This is a genomic window from Bacillus pumilus, from assembly GCF_900186955.1.
GTDB lineage: Bacteria > Bacillota > Bacilli > Bacillales > Bacillaceae > Bacillus > Bacillus pumilus.
The window spans coordinates 3,838,021-3,855,667 of sequence record NZ_LT906438.1 but is presented as its reverse complement, the minus strand read 5'-3'; the positions used below and the strand labels follow the sequence as shown (position 1 = coordinate 3,855,667).

General features: G+C 40.0%; 20 protein-coding genes. 17 read left to right on the top strand and 3 right to left on the bottom strand.

Annotation, left to right across the window (positions count from 1 at the left end; genetic code table 11):
* Positions 1–620 precede the first annotated feature (620 nt).
* The 11 genes from rpmH (at position 621) to CKW02_RS20045 (ending at position 10,943) form a co-directional block, all read left to right on the top strand.
* Complete coding sequence (gene rpmH, locus CKW02_RS20095) at positions 621–755, top strand: 50S ribosomal protein L34 (protein ID WP_008360908.1); 135 nt, start codon at positions 621–623, stop codon at positions 753–755.
* Positions 756–833: 78 nt separating this feature from the next.
* On the top strand, positions 834–1,193 hold the full coding sequence (rnpA, locus tag CKW02_RS20090; protein ID WP_003214983.1) for a ribonuclease P protein component: 360 nt from the start codon (positions 834–836) through the stop codon (positions 1,191–1,193).
* 158 nt (positions 1,194–1,351) lie between these two features.
* Positions 1,352–2,134, top strand: coding sequence for a YidC family membrane integrase SpoIIIJ (gene spoIIIJ, locus CKW02_RS20085; RefSeq protein WP_095117972.1), 783 nt, complete (start codon positions 1,352–1,354; stop codon positions 2,132–2,134).
* On the top strand, positions 2,131–2,754 hold the full coding sequence (gene jag, locus CKW02_RS20080) for an RNA-binding cell elongation regulator Jag/EloR (RefSeq protein WP_003215074.1): 624 nt from the start codon (positions 2,131–2,133) through the stop codon (positions 2,752–2,754). Before spoIIIJ ends, jag begins: the two co-directional genes overlap by 4 nt.
* 403 nt (positions 2,755–3,157) lie before the next feature.
* Positions 3,158–4,537, top strand: coding sequence for a tRNA uridine-5-carboxymethylaminomethyl(34) synthesis GTPase MnmE (gene mnmE, locus CKW02_RS20075; protein WP_003214852.1), 1,380 nt, complete (start codon positions 3,158–3,160; stop codon positions 4,535–4,537).
* Between the two features lie 17 nt (positions 4,538–4,554).
* Entirely contained in the window at positions 4,555–6,441 is a 1,887-nt protein-coding gene (mnmG, locus tag CKW02_RS20070) for a tRNA uridine-5-carboxymethylaminomethyl(34) synthesis enzyme MnmG (RefSeq protein ID WP_003215396.1), read from the top strand.
* Positions 6,442–6,454: 13 nt separating this feature from the next.
* The gene (gene rsmG, locus CKW02_RS20065) at positions 6,455–7,174 is read left to right on the top strand and encodes a 16S rRNA (guanine(527)-N(7))-methyltransferase RsmG (RefSeq protein WP_003215161.1); all 720 of its coding nucleotides are present in this window, start codon (positions 6,455–6,457) and stop codon (positions 7,172–7,174) included.
* A 105-nt stretch (positions 7,175–7,279) separates the two neighbouring features.
* Positions 7,280–8,155, top strand: a complete 876-nt coding sequence (gene noc / locus CKW02_RS20060) for a nucleoid occlusion protein (protein WP_003214896.1) — start codon at positions 7,280–7,282, stop codon at positions 8,153–8,155.
* Positions 8,156–8,273: 118 nt separating this feature from the next.
* Entirely contained in the window at positions 8,274–9,098 is an 825-nt protein-coding gene (locus tag CKW02_RS20055; protein ID WP_003214651.1) for a C40 family peptidase, read from the top strand.
* A 236-nt stretch (positions 9,099–9,334) separates the two neighbouring features.
* Positions 9,335–10,096 carry a sporulation initiation inhibitor protein Soj gene (soj, locus tag CKW02_RS20050; RefSeq protein ID WP_034620351.1) on the top strand — a complete coding sequence of 254 codons (762 nt, stop codon included), beginning with the start codon at positions 9,335–9,337 and terminating at the stop codon, positions 10,094–10,096.
* Positions 10,089–10,943 carry a ParB/RepB/Spo0J family partition protein gene (locus tag CKW02_RS20045; protein WP_003214953.1) on the top strand — a complete coding sequence of 285 codons (855 nt, stop codon included), beginning with the start codon at positions 10,089–10,091 and terminating at the stop codon, positions 10,941–10,943. The genes soj and CKW02_RS20045 overlap by 8 nt, the downstream gene beginning before the upstream one ends.
* Before the next feature lie 25 nt (positions 10,944–10,968).
* On the opposite strand, the gene yyaC is transcribed toward CKW02_RS20045, so the two are convergent.
* A complete protein-coding gene (gene yyaC / locus CKW02_RS20040; RefSeq protein ID WP_003215235.1) occupies positions 10,969–11,595 on the bottom strand; it encodes a spore protease YyaC in 627 nt (208 codons plus the stop codon).
* Positions 11,596–11,667: 72 nt separating this feature from the next.
* Here yyaC and CKW02_RS20035 point away from each other — a divergent pair, with 72 nt between their 5' ends.
* Positions 11,668–12,723: a YkvI family membrane protein gene (locus CKW02_RS20035; protein ID WP_003214632.1), complete on the top strand. Its 1,056-nt coding sequence runs from the start codon at positions 11,668–11,670 to the stop codon at positions 12,721–12,723.
* A 25-nt stretch (positions 12,724–12,748) separates the two neighbouring features.
* On the opposite strand, the gene CKW02_RS20030 is transcribed toward CKW02_RS20035, so the two are convergent.
* Positions 12,749–13,159: a hypothetical protein gene (locus CKW02_RS20030; RefSeq protein ID WP_003215287.1), complete on the bottom strand. Its 411-nt coding sequence runs from the start codon at positions 13,157–13,159 to the stop codon at positions 12,749–12,751.
* A 15-nt stretch (positions 13,160–13,174) separates the two neighbouring features.
* The gene (locus tag CKW02_RS20025) at positions 13,175–14,494 is read right to left on the bottom strand and encodes a hydrolase (protein WP_095117930.1); all 1,320 of its coding nucleotides are present in this window, start codon (positions 14,492–14,494) and stop codon (positions 13,175–13,177) included.
* A 285-nt stretch (positions 14,495–14,779) separates the two neighbouring features.
* Here CKW02_RS20025 and CKW02_RS20020 point away from each other — a divergent pair, with 285 nt between their 5' ends.
* The 5 genes from CKW02_RS20020 (at position 14,780) to rpsR (ending at position 17,561) form a co-directional block, all read left to right on the top strand.
* Positions 14,780–14,986 (top strand): DUF951 domain-containing protein, encoded by a 207-nt coding sequence (locus CKW02_RS20020; protein WP_003214565.1) that lies wholly within the window; start codon positions 14,780–14,782, stop codon positions 14,984–14,986.
* A gap of 216 nt (positions 14,987–15,202) precedes the next feature.
* The gene (gene ychF / locus CKW02_RS20015) at positions 15,203–16,303 is read left to right on the top strand and encodes a redox-regulated ATPase YchF (protein WP_003214682.1); all 1,101 of its coding nucleotides are present in this window, start codon (positions 15,203–15,205) and stop codon (positions 16,301–16,303) included.
* Between the two features lie 108 nt (positions 16,304–16,411).
* Positions 16,412–16,699 (top strand): 30S ribosomal protein S6, encoded by a 288-nt coding sequence (gene rpsF, locus CKW02_RS20010; RefSeq protein ID WP_003215073.1) that lies wholly within the window; start codon positions 16,412–16,414, stop codon positions 16,697–16,699.
* A 36-nt stretch (positions 16,700–16,735) separates the two neighbouring features.
* The gene (gene ssbA, locus CKW02_RS20005) at positions 16,736–17,281 is read left to right on the top strand and encodes a single-stranded DNA-binding protein SsbA (RefSeq protein ID WP_003215157.1); all 546 of its coding nucleotides are present in this window, start codon (positions 16,736–16,738) and stop codon (positions 17,279–17,281) included.
* 40 nt (positions 17,282–17,321) lie between these two features.
* Positions 17,322–17,561 (top strand): 30S ribosomal protein S18, encoded by a 240-nt coding sequence (gene rpsR, locus CKW02_RS20000; protein ID WP_008347556.1) that lies wholly within the window; start codon positions 17,322–17,324, stop codon positions 17,559–17,561.
* Positions 17,562–17,647 lie beyond the last annotated feature (86 nt).

The following is a 17,647-nucleotide window of genomic DNA, read 5'->3' as shown; positions in this document are numbered from 1 at the left end:
AAGGCTTCTCCCCCCTCCTTTTCTTTTTAAAATGACCAGTATCAAACTGTTATAGAACACGAAAAAGAGCAAATGGTCATCACCATTCGTGCACATACATTGTTGAAAACAAATAATATAGTAGAAAAACGTCTTTTCGACAAATTACACAGCCTGTGGATAAACAATTCAACAACCTGTGTAATATCTTTCCACAGTTTATCCACAGATTGTGGATAACGCAAATAGGTCAGATAAGTAATTAAGAGTTAAAACACAAATATAATATCAAAATAAACGAGATGGTGCAATGGGTGTCACAAACTTATCCACACACTTTACATTCTGTTGAAAAATAATTATCCACATCGGTTATTTGTGTGAAAAAAATGTCGATAATGGATGTGGATAGTCTAAATATGCCGGAAAAATATCCACACCCTTGTTTTGGAGGCTTTTTAGGAGGAAAAAAAGAATAAAATGTTGGAAACTGAAAAAGAAGGTTTCTTCGTTTGATAAATTATGTTATGCTTATAAGGTTGATAATAAGAGTTTTATCATTGATATTGACAATCGATGGGTTACACAAATATAATGAGTTAGACTGTCTTAAACAGCTATTCCTCAGGGAGGTGTCATAAATGAAAAGAACGTTTCAACCAAATAACCGTAAGCGTAGTAAAGTTCATGGCTTCCGCAGCCGTATGAGTTCTAAAAACGGACGTCTAGTTTTAAAGCGACGCCGCAGCAAAGGTAGAAAAAAATTATCAGCTTAGGCCACTGAATAATGTCAGTGGTCTTTTTTACATAAAATCGTAATTGAACTGTCAGTTTTTATCGGAGTGGAAGAAAACATGAAGAAGCGAAACAGGCTAAAAAAAAATGAAGAGTTTCAAAAGGTGTTCAAAAAAGGTCAATCAATGGCGAACCGCCAATTCGTTATTTACCAGCTGGATCAACCAAATCAAGATGAACTGCGTTTAGGATTGTCTGTCAGTAAGAAGATTGGTAATGCAGTGATGAGAAATCGAATTAAACGACTGATCCGCCAGGTGTTTTTAGAGGAAGGTCATAAGTTAAAGCAAGAAAAAGACTACATTGTCATTGCAAGAAAACCAGCAAGTGAATTGACCTTTGAAGAAACAAAAAAGTCTCTCCAACATTTATTTAGAAAATCCGCTGTTTATCAACAACAACCGAAAAAGTCTTCGTAATAGAAACTTTCGTTGAATCAATTTTTAAAAGCGCTTCCTTCATCTAGTGAATTAAAATGAAACCACCACTTTGTAATGAAAAAATGTTACCATACTGATTAGGTGAGTCACTTTCGTAATCAATTCCAACTTAAATAAAGTTTGAAGTAATGGGAGGAATCTTGTTGAAAAGGCGATTATTACTAATATTTAGCTTGATTGGCGCATTGGTTCTATTGGCAGGATGTACACAGATTAATGAACCAATCACATCAGATAGTAAGGGATTCTGGAACTCATATATTGTTTACCCGCTATCTCAATTAATCACGTACATGGCAAATTTGACTGGTGAAAACTACGGGGTTGCGATCATTATTGTGACACTGTTAATACGTTTGCTCATTTTACCATTAATGATTAAGCAGTTAAGAAGTACAAAAGCAATGCAAGCATTGCAGCCTGAATTGAAAAAACTTCGTGAAAAATATAGCTCTAAAGATCAAAAAACTCAGCAGCAGCTTCAGCAGGAAACAATGGCCCTTTTCCAAAAGAATGGCGTCAATCCATTGGCTGGCTGTTTCCCAATTTTAATTCAGATGCCAATCCTAATCGGTTTTTATCATGCGATTATGAGAACAGCAGAAATTAAAAAGCATACATTCTTATGGTTTGACTTAGGCAGTCCAGATCCATTGTTCCTATTACCGATCATTGCGGGGGTAGCTACTTTCATTCAGCAAAAACTGATGATGGCTGGAAATCCTTCGGACAACCCTCAAATGGCGATCATGCTGTGGGTTATGCCGATTATGATCATTGTATTTGCTATTAGTTTCCCAGCAGCACTTTCATTGTACTGGGTTGTAGGTAACATTTTCATGATCATCCAAACATTAGTGATTAAAACTCCTCAAGTAAAATTAGATACAAAAGAAAAAGCTGGCGGGAATAAAAAATGAAGGAAATAACTGCTGTCGGTCGCACAATCGAAGAAGCAGTAGATTCCGGACTTAAACAAATGCAGCTTCTAAAAGAAGAAGTAGATATCACAATAGTTGATGAAGGAAATAAAGGGTTCTTAGGATTATTTGGCAAAAGACAAGCTGTAGTCAAATTGATAGAAAAGAGAAATGCTCTTAAATTAGCTACACAGTATTTAGATAATATTGTTAAATCAATTGATCCTAAAGCGAAGATTGTTTCCAAACAGGAACCGAAAAAGATTTCTTTCCACATTGATGGAGATAAAACGTCATTAATGATTGGAAAAAGAGGTCAAACTTTGTACTCTTTAGAAACCTTGGTACAGTTAGTGTTTAATCGCTATTCTGATCAGTATCATCATATTACCATTGATATTGGAGATTATAGGAAGAAGCGACAAGAAGCACTTGAACAATATGCCGTCAAGACAGCAAACAAAGTTTTAAAAACGAAGAGAAAGGTTCATTTAGAACCAATGCCTTCGAACGAACGAAAAGTAATTCATGATACGATCGCTGCTTTTTCTAAAGAACTAGCAACGGCATCGGAAGATACAGGCAGCAAGCGTCATGTTGTGGTGCTGTATAAAAAATAACAGAAAGGCTAGAATTCAGCAAAGCTGGATTTTAGTCTTTTTTTATTGAAAAATTGTGTTTCTATAGAAGATTCATCCTTTATTTCTAAAAAGTTAGGGTGTAATTTGAGTGGAAAATGCTATTTTCACAAGTAAACAAAGGCATCGGGGCGTTTAAATTTATTGGGTTTCGGTGTAAGATGTGAAGATGAGTTGAGAACGTCGTTATTCACATGTGGATAAGTTAAGTGTTAAAATAGATAGGATGCCAAGCTGTGGATAATTAGATGGAGGATACTTTCACTTCGCTTTCATTTATGGTATCTTTAAATTTTGGATTAAGCGTTTTTGATATAGAGATGGATAACGTCCATTTAATAGATAAAAGACTGTCTATTAAAGTAGAGAAAGAGGTGATTGAGCGATGGATACAATTGCAGCCATTTCGACACCGATGGGTGAAGGAGCAATTGCGATTATTCGTTTAAGTGGGCCGGAGGCGGTACAGATCGCTGATCGGATGTATAAAGGGCCTAAGGAGAAAAAACTTGTATCAGTGGATTCTCATACCATTCATTATGGTCATATCGTGGATGCAAGGACTGATCAAGTAATAGAAGAGGTCATGGTGTCAGTACTTCGAGCGCCAAAAACATTTACGAGAGAAGACGTTATTGAGATTAACTGCCATGGGGGAATTGTAACGGTCAATAAAGTATTGCAGCTTGCTTTAAGAGAAGGAGCAAGATTAGCGGAGCCAGGTGAGTTCACAAAGCGTGCTTTCTTAAATGGAAGAATAGATCTATCGCAAGCAGAGGCTGTCATGGACTTGATTCGGGCAAAGACGGATCGAGCGATGAATGTAGCAATTACTCAAATGGAGGGACGTCTCTCCGGTTTGGTTCAGCGACTGCGCGGCGAGATCCTAGAAACACTGGCGCATATTGAAGTCAATATTGACTACCCTGAGTATGACGATGTTGAAGAAATGACACACCGCGTCTTAGTGGAAAAAGCGACATCGGTCAAAAAAGAAATTGAGTCGCTTCTCTCGACTTCCCAGCAAGGGAAAATCCTTCGAGAGGGCTTATCCACTGTAATTATAGGAAGGCCGAATGTTGGCAAGTCTTCCTTGCTGAATAGCCTTGTACAGGAAACAAAGGCCATTGTCACAGATATTCCTGGAACTACGAGAGATGTCATTGAGGAATATGTGAATGTAAGAGGTGTACCTCTCCGTCTTGTTGATACTGCGGGTATACGTGAGACAGAGGACATTGTTGAACGTATAGGGGTTGAACGATCTAGACAGGTCTTAAAAGAAGCTGACCTGATTTTACTTGTGCTCAATTATAGCGAAGAATTATCAGAAGAAGATATTAAGCTTTTTGAGGCTGTCTCAGGTATGGATATCATCGTAATTGTGAATAAGACAGACCTTGAGCCTAAGCTTGATGTAGAAAAGGTCAAGCAGTTAGCGAAGGATCGTCCGGTGGTCACTACATCATTATTACAAGAAAAGGGCATTGATGAGCTAGAAATGGCGATTCAATCACTGTTCTTCACTGGATCAATTGAAAGTGGAGATTTAACGTATGTAAGTAATACAAGGCATATTGCCTTACTTCAGGCAGCAAAACAGTCAATTGAGGATGCTCTTGAAGGAATTGCAATGGACGTACCGATCGACATTGTTCAAATAGATTTAACACGCTGCTGGGAACAGCTCGGTGAAATTATAGGAGATGCTGTTCATGAAAGCTTGATTGATCAGTTATTCTCTCAATTCTGTTTAGGAAAGTAAAGGGAGGAACATAAGAAATGGGTTATGAAGCTGGCAATTATGACGTCATCGTCGTGGGTGCCGGTCATGCTGGGGTTGAGGCTGCTCTTGCTTCTGCAAGACAGGGCGCCAAAACACTTGTATTGACTATCAACCTCGATATGGTTGCTTTTATGCCATGTAATCCGTCCGTAGGCGGTCCTGCAAAAGGGATTGTCGTTAGAGAAATTGATGCACTGGGCGGAGAAATGGCACGAAATATAGATAAGACGCATATCCAAATGCGTATGCTGAATACGGGGAAAGGACCTGCTGTCCGTGCGTTAAGAGCGCAAGCAGATAAGTTCCAATATCAGCATGAAATGAAAAAAACAATGGAAAATGAACCGAACCTGACAATGCTTCAAGGGATGGTGGATCATTTAATTGTAGAAGATGATGAATGTAAAGGTGTCGTTACCCAAACAGGAGCAAACTATCGTGCGAAGTCTGTTGTATTAACGACTGGGACTTTCTTAAAAGGCCGCATTATTTTAGGGGATCTATCGTATTCAAGTGGTCCTAATAACCAGCAGCCATCCATCAAATTATCGGATCACCTAGCAGAGTTAGGATTCGATTTGGTTCGCTTTAAAACAGGAACACCTCCTCGAGTGAATAGTCACTCGATTGACTATAGTAAAACAGAAATTCAACCAGGTGATGACGTTCCGCGGGCGTTCTCCTATGAAACGGTTGAATATATTACAGATCAACTGCCATGCTGGTTAACTTATACGAGTTTAGAAACACATCAAATTATTGATGAGAATCTTCACCGTTCTCCAATGTATTCAGGTATGATTAAAGGAACTGGTCCTAGATACTGCCCTTCCATTGAAGATAAAGTGGTTCGTTTCAATGACAAACCAAGACATCAAATTTTCTTAGAGCCAGAAGGTCGTAATACGCAGGAAGTGTATGTTCAAGGATTATCTACAAGTCTTCCAGAAGATGTACAGCAGCGCATGCTTTCCACCATCCCAGGGCTCGAAAATGTACAAATGATGAGAGCGGGTTATGCCATTGAGTATGATGCAATTGTGCCTACTCAGTTGTGGCCTACACTTGAGACGAAGAAAATTTCTGGATTATATACAGCCGGCCAAATTAATGGTACGTCAGGCTATGAGGAAGCAGCAGGTCAAGGGATTATGGCAGGTATTAATGCAGGAAGAAAAGCATTGGGTAAAGAAGAAGTCATTTTAAGCCGATCTGATGCATATATCGGTGTTCTCATTGATGACCTTGTCACAAAGGGAACAAATGAACCTTACCGTCTTTTGACATCCCGTGCAGAGTATCGTTTGCTTCTTCGTCATGACAATGCGGATTTAAGATTAACTGAACTTGGCTATCATATTGGATTAATTTCTCAAGAAAGATTCCAGGCATACCAGCAGAAAAAAGAAGCCATTGAAGCAGAGAAAAAACGTTTATATTCTGTCATCATTAAACCCACAGCAGAGACACAAGAATTTATTCGTTCACTTGGTGGAAGTGAGCTGAAGGACGGTATTCGTGCAAGTGATTTGATGAAGCGTCCAGAAATGAACTATGAATCTGTTGTGACGTTAGCTCCTGCTGAAACACAGCTTCCTTCTGATGTGTGTGAGCAGGTAGAGATTCAAATTAAATACGAAGGTTATATTGAAAAGTCACTCCAACAAGTTGAAAAGCTGAAAAAGATGGAGAACAAAAAGATTCCTGATCGTATTGATTATGATGCCATCAAAGGGATTGCAACTGAAGCGAAACAAAAGCTGAAAGAAGTCCGACCGCTTTCTGTTGCACAGGCTTCTCGTATTTCAGGCGTTAACCCTGCTGATATTTCTATCCTTTTAGTATATTTAGAGCAGGGACGTATTGCGAAGATAGCAGAATAGAAAGGATGTCGGCATGAACATTGAACAATTTACAGCAGCACTAGAGGAGAAAGGGATGACTCTTTCTCCTGTGCAGCTTGAACAATTTGAAACTTACTTCCGCATGCTTGTAGAATGGAACGAGAAAATGAATTTGACGTCCATTACTGAAAAGGAAGAAGTGTATTTAAAGCATTTTTATGATTCAATTTCCGCATCATTTTTCATTGATTTTCACAAAGTAACGACGATTTGCGATATAGGAGCTGGTGCTGGTTTCCCAAGCATTCCTCTTAAAATTTGCTTCCCTCATCTACATGTGACCATTGTTGATTCTCTTCAGAAACGAATTACGTTTCTCAATGAGTTAGCAAAAGGGTTAAACTTACAAGATACTACTTTTTATCATGATCGTGCGGAGACGTTTGGACAACGTAAGGAAAAGCGTGAAAGCTATGATCTTGTCACTGCTAGAGCGGTTGCGCGTTTATCCGTCTTGAGCGAACTATGTCTGCCCCTTGTAAAAAAGGAAGGATTGTTTGTGGCATTAAAAGCATCTGCTGCTGATGAAGAAATGCAAGCAGGGAAGAAAGCCGTTACTGTCCTCGGAGGAGAGGTTGTTGAAAAGCATTCCTTTGTTCTTCCTTTAGAAGAAAGCGAACGGAACATCATTGTCATTGAAAAGAAAAAGCAAACACCAAAAAAATATCCTAGAAAACCAGGAACACCTAATAAATCACCAATAGAAGGTTGATCATGTAAAAGGTCGGTTTTTCTTCAATATTTAAGATTTTACAGAAGGAAAAAACATGAGAAAATAGAATTATAAAAAGGTAGTTTTTAAAGGTGGTGTAGGTTCATGAAGCATTCACTCTCACGCTTCTTCGGGCTTGGTGACAAAGAACATCCTGAGCGTGAAACCGAAATAGAGGCAGAGATTGCTGAGCATGATACATTAAAGGAAGAGATACAGGAGCTCCCGGTCGACACAATTATGCCAAACCGTTTTCAGCCACGCACCATTTTTTCAGAAGAAAAGATACATGAGCTGGCCACGACGATTCATACCCATGGCATTATCCAACCTATTGTTGTCAGACCGACAGAAGAAGAAGGAAAATATGAACTGATCGCCGGCGAAAGACGTTGGAGAGCGGTACAGACTCTTCACTGGGAGAAAATCCCCGCTATTATAAAAGATTTTACTGATACGGAAACGGCATCTGTGGCATTGATTGAAAATTTGCAAAGAGAAGAGCTGTCTGCTATTGAAGAGGCTCATGCCTATGCACGTCTTTTAGAGCTTCATGATTTAACACAGGAAGCGCTTGCTCAGCGTCTAGGTAAGGGACAATCAACTGTTGCAAACAAATTAAGACTTTTAAAGTTGCCTGAAGAGGTACAACAGGCCATCCTAGAGAAAAAAATCTCTGAAAGGCATGCACGTTCACTTGTACCCCTAAAGCTTCCAGAATTACAAATCGCGCTATTGCAGGAAATCATCGAAAAGCAGTTGAATGTAAAACAGACTGAAGAGCGTGTAGTGAAAATGCTTGAACAAAAAACAGATCGTAAACCGAAGCCAAAACGTAAGGCGTTTAGTCGTGATACACGAATTGCGATGAATACCATTCGCCAGTCTCTCCATATGGTAGAAGACAGCGGGCTTAAAATAAATACTGAGGAAGAAGAATTTGAGGAATATATCCAATTAACAATTCGGATTCCTAAATAGAAAAAAGCTGATGAGAGCCACTCGTCAGCTTTTTTTATTGGTTCTACTTTATATTTACTTATTATTCACAAATTGGTAAAATATGATTTTCATAGAGGAAAGGAGGTGACATGACTCGATGAAAATGAAAAAGACGAATTTTGTTATTATTTGTTATTTACTATTTTCTTTTTCTCTTTTTACAAATGAAACAACCACATTTGCTGTGAATTCGCCAACGGTTCCTGCAGAAGAAAGTCCGCTGACCAAAAAAGAACTGAACGTCCTGAAGAAACAAGGTGTTGTTTCGAAGGAGATCACTTTAGATCAATTAAATCATGAGCATGAGTCTCAGGACGACACAATTGACCTGATTTCAGCTGGCGATCATTTGAAGGCTTATGGCTTACAACAAAACAAGCAGGATGAGTTTGTGACGGATGAAAAGCCGCACACCATCAAGCGCCTTTTAGGAAAGCCGTATCCTGGTACCGATATTTTGCCTAAAAAAGGGGATATATTGGTGACAAACACTGATGCTTTGAAGGGCATCGTTGGACATGCAGGTATCGTCATTAATGAAAAGAGCTTTGCTTCTATTCCAGGGTTTCGACAGCATCCTCAGCTTGATTCCATTCTTAATTGGTTTCGCTATAATGCCAATACAAAGGTCATTCGTATTAATCAAGAGGAAACAGCAGACCTAGCTGGGGAATGGGCGCGCGATTATGTGAAAGCTCATCCAAAGGCTCGATACTCCATCACCATGTCTATTCAATCACTGGACCCGACTTATTGTTCAAAGATTGTGTGGCAGGCCTATGCCAAAACAGGCGATGCTGTAGGACATGCGACATTTACCATTAAGACCCCCTATGGATTCTTAAAAAAGAGAAGCTATAAAACGGTGACCCCTAAGATTATTGTGAACGAAGGCCGTACAATTGGTGGATTACATTTTTGACAAGTGCCCCTCACTTATGATGGAAGTGAGGGTTTTTTATGCATATCTTTTTCTTCAAAAAGATATATTGATATATTTTTTACTACGTTTAAGTTCGTCTTTTCATGTACGAAAATAGACATTTGCTGACGAATATATAATGGAGAAACAAAAAAAGCAAACGTTTCATACTTTTTTTGATAGAATAGGAAGTATGAATGAATGAGAAACTTGTTAAGTTGAAAGTGGGTGACATCGTGGGAAAAATCATAGCGATTACCAACCAGAAGGGCGGCGTCGGGAAGACGACAACTTCTGTTAATTTGAGTGCGTGTTTAGCATACATAGGTAAACGAGTGTTGTTAGTTGATATTGATCCGCAGGGCAATGCCACGAGTGGTATTGGGATTGAGAAGGCCGACGTAGAGAAGTGCGTGTACGATATTTTAGTTGATGATGCAGATGTTCTTGATGTGATTAAGACGACAGAGGTCGAAAATCTTGATGTCATTCCTGCGACGATACAGCTTGCAGGGGCTGAAATAGAGCTTGTGCCTACGATTTCACGTGAAGTGAGATTGAAGAGAGCACTTGAATCTGTTAAGCAAAATTATGATTATATGATTATTGACTGCCCGCCATCACTCGGATTACTGACGATTAATGCGTTAACAGCATCCGATTCCGTTTTAATCCCGGTACAGTGCGAATATTATGCGCTTGAAGGATTGAGCCAGTTGTTAAACACTGTTCGTCTCGTGCAAAAACATTTAAATACGGATCTCGCCATTGAAGGTGTATTGCTGACAATGCTTGATGCACGAACAAATCTTGGGATTCAAGTCATCGAAGAAGTGAAGAAATACTTTAGAGATAAAGTCTATCAGACCGTGATTCCGCGAAATGTAAGACTGAGTGAAGCGCCTAGTCATGGGAAACCGATTATCTTGTATGATCCACGTTCAAGAGGTGCAGATGTCTATTTAGACTTAGCAAAGGAAGTGGATGCGAATGGCTAAAGGTCTTGGAAAAGGTATTAATGCACTATTTAACACTGTAGACTCAAATGAAGAAACGGTTGAAGAAATCAAAATAAAGGATTTGCGTCCAAACCCGTATCAGCCAAGGAAAACGTTTGATGAAGATGCATTGTCTGATCTCAAAGAATCCATTCAGCAGCACGGTGTTTTACAGCCGATCATTGTCCGTAAATCGATTAAAGGATATGACATTGTAGCAGGTGAACGTCGTTTCCGTGCAGCACAACAAGCTGGTCTGACAACGATTCCTGCGATCGTCAGAGAATTTTCAGAAACGCTCATGAGAGAGATTGCCCTTTTAGAAAATCTGCAACGCGAGGATTTATCTCCATTAGAAGAAGCGGAAGCCTATGCTTCCTTACTAGATCACCTAAGTGTCACGCAAGAGGAATTAGCGAAGCGATTAGGGAAGAGCAGACCGCATATTGCGAACCATCTCCGTCTTTTGACTTTACCGGATGAAGTACAAAAGCTGATTGCAGATGGAAAGTTATCGATGGGTCATGGAAGAACATTGCTTAGCTTGAAAAACAAAAATAAGCTGGCGCCATTGGTAAAGAAAATTGTGGACGAGGGGTTAAACGTACGTCAGGTTGAGAAACTTGTTCAGCAATTAAACGAAAATGTTCCACGTGAAACAAAGAAAAAAGAAGCACCAAAGGATCGAGTGTTGAAAGAAAGAGAGTCTTTCTTGCAAAACTACTTTGGCACTTCAGTGTCGATCAAGAAACAGAAGAAAAAAGGAAAAATAGAGATTGAATTTCTCTCGAACGAAGATTTAGAAAGAATCCTCGAATTGCTTTCTACGAGAGAATCATCAGAGTGACCATCTTGATACGAGATGGTCTTTTTTATATTCTCCCAGTGATATTTTGAATAGGAGCGAAGAGAGAACGGCTTTTTTCTCTTGTCCAATCCATTTGATCAATATGAGATAGACTTTCAGAAAGTGTATTGGCCATAGACATGACAAGATGAAGGCGTGTGTTTTGGAGAACGAAGTATTCCATAAAGCCGCTCACATTGACGATCCCATTAATATGAATATCTCCTACCTCTGGCAGCTCCTTTTGTACACCTGCTCCAGGCTTTAACGGTCCATCTCCAATTTGGAAGGAGCCTACACTTTTCACTCTTCCTAAACAGGCATCAATCGCTACAATGAACGGATGTTTATGTGCTTGTTCAATTTCGGCGAGCTTTTCTTTTAAATTGACCGCATGAACTGGGTCAGAGAGCGTGCCATATACATGAAGCTTTTTCAAATCAAGACCTGAAAGCTTTGTACCAACAAGTGGACCTAGAGAGTCGCCAGTTGAGCGGTCTGTTCCAATACAAACGATGGCAACGGGTCTTTTTCCTGCTTTCTGAAGATGCGAGAATAAAATACTTTTAAGCTGTTGAATGGCGTTTGTATCCGTATGGGACACGTATTCTTTCACCCTATTTCTAAAAAAAAGACCGTTCTTGCTATTCATAGGTCTCACTTCCTTGTCATAGTAGTTAGTAACAGTATACGGAAACAAGCTTAATTCTATACCTATGAGGTGATGATTGTGTGGAAGGCTGGTTCAAGGTGGACGCTTTTAATTTTAGGAAGCTTAATAGGAGCGGGGTATGCTTCCGGCCAAGAAATTTGGCAGTTTTTTGGCATTGATAGTGGACTAGCCATTCTACTGTTTACATTGATGTTTATGCTGTCTACCTATGTGGTGTTGAAAATCAGTTATGAGGTACGAGCAGATCACTTTGTGCCAGTGCTAGAGCGGCTTGTCGGTCCATGGCTGGCTAAAGTGTATGATGTTTTAATTGTCCTTTATTTATTCACGACAACGACAGTCATGATTGCCGGTGGCGGGGTGACACTCGAGATGTATCATGTGCCATTTTGGATTGGCATCGGTGCATTTTGTCTGTTTTCATTTATGATTTTTTTCTGGGATGTGAAAGGGCTTTTATCTGTGAATGCTTTCATTATACCAATTTTGGTGGCGGGGCTCATCTATGCATTTGTTTTTTATTATATGAACCATGATCATATGTGGCGGATTGATTTTGGGCAGCAGTACAATTGGCCTGCCAGCATTGTCTTTGCTTCTTTGAATATATTATCTGTAGTCGCAGTGCTGTCTTCGGTTGGAAAAGAAATGAAGGGGCTTGGCGAGGCAAAAGTGGCGAGTATATTAAGTGGCCTGATTTTTGGGGTCATCTCGTACGTGTATAACGAAATACTGGTTGATATTTCTGGGAGCCTATCAGCAGAAGGCATTCCTTTGTTTACAGTATTAGAAGGAGCGCCGACATCATTGTTTGTGTTTATGACCGTTGTCCTTTGTCTAGCTATTTATACGACGACAGCGGCAGGTTTATTTGGTTTATCCAGCCGAATGCTCTCTTTTGTACCATTGCCTCGCTGGCTGGTTGTGCTCGTGATGCTTCTGTTGATGGCGCCTTTAACATCTCTTGGGTTTGCCGATTTAATTGCTTTCTTGTATCCGATATACAGCTTGCTGAATCTTTATTTGCTTGTCTGTTTAATGCTATATCCGATTTTAAGTAAAAAGATATTTTCTCGCCCTAAAAATTATATTGATAAAATAAAATAAGCACCTCTCTTTGTCAGAGCTGTGCTTATTTTATCCGAATAGAGTCAATGGCGTCTTTGATATCATCATAGACTGGCATTTGCTTGAGACGCTGAAGGCGTTCCTCTAATTCTGAAATGGCTTGTCCCTTTAAATGCTGGGAGATGTGTTGCTTGACAATGGTCGTCTGGTTGATCATGTCTTCGGTTTTAGACAATTGATACTCCAAGTGCACGCGAGTGTTTGCTAATTCGTCATGCAGTCGCATTTTGAGCAGCCGTTTTAGATCTTTTCGCTGTCCTTCTCTTCGTAGGGCCTGAATTGCGGCTATTTCTTCTGGGGACTGCGTTTGCGTTTGTGGTGCCGATTGATTTTCAAATACAGACATGGATCGGCGGGTACTCACATTTTGCAAGAAACGCTGGGCGTCACTAGGAGGTTTATTTTGATTGATCATGCGGCGACTCCTTTCTTAATGAATACCCATTTGCATCGCAAGGCGCCTATCTGCCTTGGCGTAATCATCACCCATTGTGTACATATGTCTTGAAAGGGAAGAAAGTTCTTGTTCGTAATCTCTCAAGGTGTACAGGGCAATCAGTTGTTTTTCGTGTGAATAAAAGGAGGAATGATGTTGTTCCATCCTCACTTCTTCTACCAGTGCTTCCACATCACTTGAACTTAATAAATCATAGTGGCCAAAGCCGACGAGTCCTTTGAGCTCTTGTTTTACATGTTGGACGGCGTCTTTTACACTTTCATCGATCCCATCGATTTTATCAAATATAGTGTGTACTTCATGTTCAATCACACTTTGGAGATCGTAGGATGAATTTTTCAGTAAATGGGATTTTATGATAATTTCTAGACCGCTTTGTGCATATGCACGTCCAGAATGGATTTCTTGCAACAGCATAGCTGTAAAACTTGTATTATGATCAAGCTGTTCATCTAAAATCTGGGCAGATCCATCTTTGTGGAATGAATACCCATTTCCTTTTAAACTCCCAGAAATAAGAGCTAAAAAAGCATTTGTATCAAAGGATTCGTTCCATTCTATATTCATAGACGCAAAAGCTGATTTTAAAAAGGTGTCAATTTCTCTTTGTTTATATTTAACGGATTCTTGGACGTCGCCTTGCTGCCTTGGCGGTACGGTGTACTTCACTTGACCAACTCCATGATCATGGCGATTGAGTAAACCTACATAATGACTGGGTTGAATATATTCAGTCAAGATCCGTTTATATTGACCTTGCTGCGCTTTCTGCTGAATCGAAGGCGCCAGACTGCTCCATATATTTGGGCTATCAAAGGTGACGGCTTTTTTGACAGCTGGCTGTTCTGTTGCAACATAAGCACAAACAGCACCGGCAAGGGCTTGTCCAGTGAGATAGATACCTGCATTGGGATGCTTCTGACTGACTTGCTCTATATATTCCTTCCCTTTAAAAAAGACATGATCTCGATTGCCATCAAGGGACTTCCTTTCAATGGGATAGGCATAATCCGTTTTGAGCAATGACTGTGCCGCGGTGTGTACATCTTGTGGCGAGGTCACCGGCATTTGCTTTGGCATCGGACAGTGAAAAGCGACGATGAACTCGTCTGATTGTTCCGGCTGCATCGTTAAACCATATAATTGATGATCGACCTTGAGAAAATCATGGACAGTGAGCGTTTGCTGACCTATTTCTATCGTATGGTGCTGCTGGTAATTGTCTATGTTTCCAGCATGATCGGATATGATTTTATATTCTTTATCAGTTAATCTATCCTTTCGATTGACCATCGTACCTGCTCCCTCACATAACATTTATGCAGATATCATAAATCAAAAAATATGGAAAAACCACAGCGTTCTACCAATAAAAACCTTTCGACCTACAGTGTTTGTGACAATATTGAAAAAAAGCGAAGTTTAAGTAACTATTGGTCACAAATAAAATGATCTAAAAGAAGGGTTTTTTCTATAAAAAAGAATAGGAGAAAGAGGGTCTTTGCTTTGTGCATTGCTCTTCATCGCCGTTTTTTTGTACAATAGATTCAATGAAGTAAGCAAGAGAGGTGAAAGCTGATGGCAGACAAAGCGTTTGGGTTACATGACGTCGTTGAAATGAAGAAACCCCATCCATGTGGTGTCAATCGGTGGATTGTAATTCGGTTGGGCATGGATATTCGCATTAAATGTGAAGGCTGTGGGCATAGCGTCATGATCCCAAGAAGAGACTTTGAACGAAAAATGAAGAAAATTCTCGTCAAGCATGAGGAGCCAACTGCTTAAGTAGGCCTCATGCTTTTTTGATGAAATTTGTCTTTTGTATAGAAGAATTAGATGCAAATTCCCGTTTTAAAGGATTGATTTATTCTTTTTGGCAATGTTTCTTCTATTGATAATGCATAACGGTTAGCTTGTCTTTTCATGTAAACCTACTTATAATTGCTCTAGGTTCATATTACGCAGTATAACGAGCACGTTTGATATAGAGGAGATGAAAGAATGGCTTTAACAGCTGGTATTGTTGGCTTACCTAACGTCGGGAAGTCAACGCTATTTAATGCAATTACACAGGCTGGAGCGGAGTCTGCTAACTATCCGTTTTGTACCATTGATCCAAACGTCGGAATTGTAGAAGTTCCAGACGAACGTTTGCAAAAACTAACAGAATTGGTGCAGCCGAAAAAGACAGTTCCGACTGCTTTTGAATTCACTGATATTGCTGGTATTGTCAAAGGGGCTTCAAAAGGTGAAGGTTTAGGGAATAAATTCCTTTCTCACATTCGTCAAGTAGATGCGATCTGTCACGTGGTGAGAGCTTTTGCAGATGATAACATCACACACGTATCAGGTAAGGTTGACCCTGTGTCAGATATCGAAACCATTAATTTAGAGTTGATTTTGGCTGATTTAGAAACAGTTGAAAAACGTTTGGCTCGTGTGAGTAAGCTTGCAAAACAAAAGGATAAGGAAGCGGTAGCTGAATTTGATATTTTGTCGAAGCTAATGAACGCATTTGAAGCTGGGAAATCGGCAAGATCTGTAGAATTTACAGATGAGCAGCAAAAGCTTGTGAAACAGCTTCATTTACTCACATCTAAACCAGTTCTTTATGTAGCAAATGTGAGTGAGGATGAAGTAGCAGATCATGACGGCAACGAATATGTGCAGCAAATCCGTGAGTTTGCTTCTAGTGAAAATGCTGAAGTCATCGTCGTATGTGCGAAGATCGAGTCTGAAATTGCAGAGCTTGAAGGAGAAGAGAAGCAGATGTTCCTTGAAGAGCTTGGCATCAAAGAGTCAGGTCTAGATCAGCTGATTCAAGCATCTTATTCACTTCTTGGTTTAGCTACTTATTTCACAGCAGGTGAGCAGGAAGTACGCGCTTGGACGTTTAAAAAGGGAATGAAGGCACCGGAATGTGCTGGAATCATTCATACGGACTTTGAACGTGGGTTTATTCGTGCTGAAACGGTTGCATATGAAGATTTACTTGCTGGTGGAAGCATGTCTGCTGCAAAAGAGGCTGGAAAAGTCCGTCTAGAAGGTAAAGAATATGTAGTGAAAGATGGAGACGTCATTCATTTCCGTTTTAATGTATAGGTTCTTGTCATAGGCCAAGTAATTTGTTATAATATACAATTGTGAGTAATATAATTTATTGCTCCTTGCCCGTATAGGGCCGCTTAGACCAAAAGGAGGTGCAATCAGATGAGAAAGTACGAAGTTATGTACATCATCCGCCCAACAGTTGACGATGAGGCTAAAAAAGCAGTTATCGAGCGTTTCAATAACGTGTTAACTTCAAACGGTGCGGAGATCACTGGAACAAAGGATTGGGGTAAACGTCGTCTTGCATACGAAATCAACGATTTCCGTGAAGGCTTCTACCAAATCGTAAACGTTCAATCTGACGCTGCAGCAGTTCAAGAATTTGACCGCTTAGCTAAGATCAGTGACGATATCATTCGCCACATTGTTGTTAAAGAAGAAGTATAAATCATTGAAATATATATTTAAAGGTGGTCTTTCAATATGCTAAACCGTGTTGTATTGGTCGGAAGACTAACAAAAGACCCTGAGCTTCGCTACACGCCTAATGGTGCGGCTGTAGCCACGTTTACTCTAGCTGTGAATCGTACGTTTACGAATCAATCTGGAGAGCGTGAAGCCGATTTCATTAACTGTGTTACTTGGAGAAGACAAGCCGAGAACGTGGCTAATTTCTTGAAAAAAGGAAGTCTTGCCGGTGTAGACGGTCGTTTGCAGACAAGAAACTATGAAAATCAGCAAGGACAGCGTGTCTTCGTGACAGAAGTTCAAGCTGAAAGTGTTCAATTTCTTGAGCCTAAGAGCGGCGGTGCTGGTTCAGGTGGATACAGCGGCGGTGGCAATAGCGGAGGCCAGTATTATGGCGGTAGCCAAAACGATCAGAATCCATTCGGAAATGAACCAAGTCAAAATCCATATGGCAATCAAAGCAACCAACAAAATCGTAATCAGGGAAATAGCTTCAATGATGACCCATTTGCGAATGATGGTAAACCGATTGACATCTCCGATGATGATTTGCCATTCTAATTGATCTGAAAAATTGACTAAAGGAAAGGTGTGAAAACAAATGGCAGGTGGACGCAGAGGCGGTCGTGCGAAACGTCGTAAGGTATGTTTCTTTACTTCTAACGGTATCACGCACATCGATTACAAAGATGTTGATCTTCTTAGAAAGTTTGTTTCTGAGCGTGGTAAAATTTTACCTCGTCGTGTAACAGGAACTAGCGCTAAGTATCAACGTAAATTGACATTAGCGATTAAAAAATCACGTCAAATGGCATTACTTCCATACGTTACTGGTGAGTAAGTCGTTGACTTAAAAGCGGAGAGCCTCGAGCTCTTCGCTTTTTTTATTGTCTCACGAAGAATCTCATCCGAATTGGCTAGAGCTGT

Bases quoted from the DNA above. Each gene is read 5' to 3' on its own strand.
- rpmH (WP_008360908.1), top strand. From the start codon at position 621: ATGAAAAGAACGTTTCAACCAAATAACCGTAAGCGTAGTAAAGTTCAT.
- rnpA (WP_003214983.1), top strand. From the start codon at position 834: ATGAAGAAGCGAAACAGGCTAAAAAAAAATGAAGAGTTTCAAAAGGTG.
- jag (WP_003215074.1), top strand. From the start codon at position 2,131: ATGAAGGAAATAACTGCTGTCGGTCGCACAATCGAAGAAGCAGTAGAT.
- mnmE (WP_003214852.1), top strand. From the start codon at position 3,158: ATGGATACAATTGCAGCCATTTCGACACCGATGGGTGAAGGAGCAATT.
- mnmG (WP_003215396.1), top strand. From the start codon at position 4,555: ATGGGTTATGAAGCTGGCAATTATGACGTCATCGTCGTGGGTGCCGGT.
- rsmG (WP_003215161.1), top strand. From the start codon at position 6,455: ATGAACATTGAACAATTTACAGCAGCACTAGAGGAGAAAGGGATGACT.
- noc (WP_003214896.1), top strand. From the start codon at position 7,280: ATGAAGCATTCACTCTCACGCTTCTTCGGGCTTGGTGACAAAGAACAT.
- CKW02_RS20055 (WP_003214651.1), top strand. From the start codon at position 8,274: ATGAAAATGAAAAAGACGAATTTTGTTATTATTTGTTATTTACTATTT.
- CKW02_RS20045 (WP_003214953.1), top strand. From the start codon at position 10,089: ATGGCTAAAGGTCTTGGAAAAGGTATTAATGCACTATTTAACACTGTA.
- yyaC (WP_003215235.1), bottom strand. From the start codon at position 11,595: ATGAATAGCAAGAACGGTCTTTTTTTTAGAAATAGGGTGAAAGAATAC.
- CKW02_RS20035 (WP_003214632.1), top strand. From the start codon at position 11,668: ATGATTGTGTGGAAGGCTGGTTCAAGGTGGACGCTTTTAATTTTAGGA.
- CKW02_RS20030 (WP_003215287.1), bottom strand. From the start codon at position 13,159: ATGATCAATCAAAATAAACCTCCTAGTGACGCCCAGCGTTTCTTGCAA.
- CKW02_RS20025 (WP_095117930.1), bottom strand. From the start codon at position 14,494: ATGGTCAATCGAAAGGATAGATTAACTGATAAAGAATATAAAATCATA.
- CKW02_RS20020 (WP_003214565.1), top strand. From the start codon at position 14,780: ATGGCAGACAAAGCGTTTGGGTTACATGACGTCGTTGAAATGAAGAAA.
- ychF (WP_003214682.1), top strand. From the start codon at position 15,203: ATGGCTTTAACAGCTGGTATTGTTGGCTTACCTAACGTCGGGAAGTCA.
- rpsF (WP_003215073.1), top strand. From the start codon at position 16,412: ATGAGAAAGTACGAAGTTATGTACATCATCCGCCCAACAGTTGACGAT.
- ssbA (WP_003215157.1), top strand. From the start codon at position 16,736: ATGCTAAACCGTGTTGTATTGGTCGGAAGACTAACAAAAGACCCTGAG.
- rpsR (WP_008347556.1), top strand. From the start codon at position 17,322: ATGGCAGGTGGACGCAGAGGCGGTCGTGCGAAACGTCGTAAGGTATGT.